The organism is Streptomyces sp. SPB074 (assembly GCF_000154905.1).
In the GTDB taxonomy this organism is placed as follows: domain Bacteria; phylum Actinomycetota; class Actinomycetes; order Streptomycetales; family Streptomycetaceae; genus Streptomyces.
Genome location: NZ_GG770539.1, coordinates 6,285,732 through 6,288,492 on the forward strand (window position 1 = coordinate 6,285,732; position 2,761 = coordinate 6,288,492).

At 72.4% G+C, this 2,761-nt stretch carries 3 protein-coding genes; all 3 read left to right on the forward strand.

Going from position 1 to position 2,761, the window contains the following annotated elements:
- Nucleotides 1-182 precede the first annotated feature (182 nt).
- The 3 genes from fabG to ung all read left to right on the forward strand — a co-directional run bounded on the left by fabG (nt 183) and on the right by ung (nt 2,530).
- Entirely contained in the window at nt 183-944 is a 762-nt protein-coding gene (gene fabG / locus SSBG_RS26825) for a 3-oxoacyl-ACP reductase FabG (RefSeq protein WP_008749197.1), read from the forward strand.
- Between the two features lie 22 nt (nt 945-966).
- Nucleotides 967-1,731, forward strand: coding sequence for an SDR family oxidoreductase (locus SSBG_RS26830; protein ID WP_008749198.1), 765 nt, complete (start codon nt 967-969; stop codon nt 1,729-1,731).
- 115 nt (nt 1,732-1,846) lie between these two features.
- On the forward strand, nt 1,847-2,530 hold the full coding sequence (gene ung, locus SSBG_RS26835; RefSeq protein ID WP_008749199.1) for a uracil-DNA glycosylase: 684 nt from the start codon (nt 1,847-1,849) through the stop codon (nt 2,528-2,530).
- The last annotated feature ends 231 nt before the right edge of the window (nt 2,531-2,761 follow it).

The following is a 2,761-nucleotide window of genomic DNA, read 5'->3' on the forward strand; positions in this document are numbered from 1 at the left end:
CACGGTGCCCGCCGGTCCGGCCCGTTGACACCCGGTGCCACGCCTTCTAGCGTCACTCCCACCCAAGGTACTAAGCGGTCGCTCATTCGCGCGCGGTAGTGTGAGGAGCCCGCCGCGCGCGAGCCCTCGCGGCCCCGCGTACCGGGCGTCGAGGTTTCCCCCAGGGACGAGGAGAACACCACATGTTCACCACCGAGCAGCGCGTAGCCGTCGTCACCGGGGCGGCGCGCGGAATCGGCGCGGCCACCGCGATCCGCCTCGCCGAGGAGGGCCGCGCCGTCGCCGTCATCGACCTCGACGAGGCGGCCTGCGCGGACACCGTCGGGAAGATCACCGCCGCCGGTGGCAGGGCACTCGCCGTGGGCGCGGACGTCTCCGACGAGGCGCAGGTCGAGGCCGCCGTCACGCGGATCGCCGCCGAGCTGGGCGCCCCGACGATCCTCGTCAACAACGCGGGTGTGCTCCGCGACAACCTGCTCTTCAAGATGAGCGCGAGCGACTGGGACACCGTCCTCGGCGTCCACCTGCGCGGCGCCTTCCTCATGTCCCGCGCCGTGCAGAAGCACATGGTGGACGCGGAGTTCGGCCGCATCGTCAACCTCTCCAGCTCCTCCGCGCTCGGCAACCGGGGCCAGGTCAACTACTCCGCCGCCAAGGCCGGGATGCAGGGCTTCACGAAGACCCTCGCCATCGAGCTGGGCAAGTTCGGCGTCACCGCGAACGCCGTAGCGCCCGGCTTCATCGCCACCGACATGACGGCCGCGACCGCCGAGCGCGTCGGCATGGGCTTCGAGGACTTCCAGAAGGCCGCGGCCTCGCAGATCCCGGTGCGGCGCGTCGGGTACCCCGAGGACATCGCCAACGCCGTCGCCTTCTTCACCGCCGAGGCGGCCGGTTTCGTCTCCGGCCAGGTCCTGTACGTGGCCGGCGGCCCGCTCAACTGAACCCCCGGAAGGACAGCACCAGATGACTGAGCAGCAGCGGCCGGACTCCGGAGAGGTCGCCCTCGTCACCGGGGCCAGCCGGGGCATCGGCTACGGCATCGCGCAAGCCCTCGTGGCCCGCGGCGACCGCGTGTGCATCACCGGGCGAGGCGAAGAAGCGCTCAAGGAGGCCGTCGAGCGCCTCGGCCCCGACCGCGTCATCGGCGTGGCGGGCAAGGCGCACGACGAGGCCCACCAGGCCGCCGCCGTCGAGGCGACGATGGAGGCGTTCGGCCGCGTCGACCACCTCGTCAACAACGCGGGCACCAACCCGGTCTTCGGCCCGCTCGCCGAACTCGACCTCAACGTGGCCCGCAAGGTGTACGACACCAACGTGCTCTCCGCGCTCGGCTTCGCGCAGCGCACGTGGCGGGCGTGGCAGCGCGAGCACGGCGGCACCATCGTCAACATCGCCTCGCTCGCCGGGATCTCCGCCTCCCCCTTCATCGGCGCGTACGGGATGAGCAAGGCCGCCATGGTCAACCTCACCCTCCAGCTCGCGCACGAGTTCGCGCCCGTCGTCCGCGTCAACGCGCTCGCCCCGGCCGTCGTCAAGACGAAGTTCGCAGAGGCGCTGTACGAGGGCCGCGAGGCCGAGGTCGCCGCCTCCTACCCGTTGGGCCGCCTCGGCGTCCCCGAGGACGTCGGCGGCGCCGCCGAGTTCCTCACCTCGGAGCGCTCCGGCTGGATCACGGGGCAGACACTCGTCCTGGACGGGGGCATCTTCCTCAACGCGGGAGTGGGCTGAGCCCCACCGGAGGCTCCCGGGAGGCCCGGCCCCCCGGGAGCGGCGGGCCTTGTCAGTGCCTCCGGGTAGGTTCGGTCACGTACCGAGCGCACACCCGGAGGTTGTTGACGTGACCGTGACCCCTGCCGCCCCGCTGCCCGCGTCCTGGAGCGGCGTACTCGGCGAGGAGCTGGAGCAGCCCTACTTCGCCGAGCTGATGGCCTTCGTCGCCGCCGAACGCGAGGCGGGGCCGGTCTACCCGCCGCGGGAGCAGGTGTTCGCCGCGCTCGACGCGACCCCCTTCGAGGACGTCAAGGTCCTCGTCCTCGGCCAGGACCCGTACCACGGCGCGGGCCAGGGCCACGGCCTGTGCTTCTCGGTGCGGCCCGGCGTGCGGACGCCGCCCTCCCTGCGCAACATCTACAAGGAGATGCACGCCGAGCTGGGCACCCCCGTCCCCGACAACGGCTACCTCATGCCGTGGGCCGAGCAGGGCGTGCTGCTGCTCAACGCGGTGCTCACCGTCCGCGAGGGCGAGGCGAACTCGCACAAGAACAAGGGCTGGGAACGCTTCACGGACGCCGTCATCCGCGCCGTCTCGGCACGCCGCGATCCCGCCGTCTTCGTCCTGTGGGGCGCCTACGCGCAGAAGAAGCTGCCCCTCATCGACACCGAACGGCACGTCGTCGTCAAGGGCGCCCATCCCTCGCCGCTCTCGGCGAAGAAGTTCTTCGGCTCCCGCCCCTTCACGCAGATCGACGCGGCGCTCGCCGCGCAGGGCCACAAGGCGATCGACTGGCGTATCCCCGACCTGGGCTGAGCCCCGCCTGAGTCGCCCGGGCCCGCCCGGCCGTTAGCGTGCCCGTACCGCCGTCCGCCCGGCGACGGTACGGGCGGCGAGCGGAGGCCACGGGTGCGGGGACGGCACGAGGACACGAAGGACCGGGGACTGGCGACGCGGATCGGGCAGGCGGCGCTGCTCCTGCACGCGGGGGACAGGGCCGAGGCCCGCGGACGGCTCCTCGCCCTCTGGGAGGAGCTGCCACCCGGC

What these genes read in the sequence shown, in the direction of transcription:
- fabG (WP_008749197.1), top strand. Translation starts at nt 183, where the DNA reads ATGTTCACCACCGAGCAGCGCGTAGCCGTCGTCACCGGGGCGGCGCGC.
- SSBG_RS26830 (WP_008749198.1), top strand. Translation starts at nt 967, where the DNA reads ATGACTGAGCAGCAGCGGCCGGACTCCGGAGAGGTCGCCCTCGTCACC.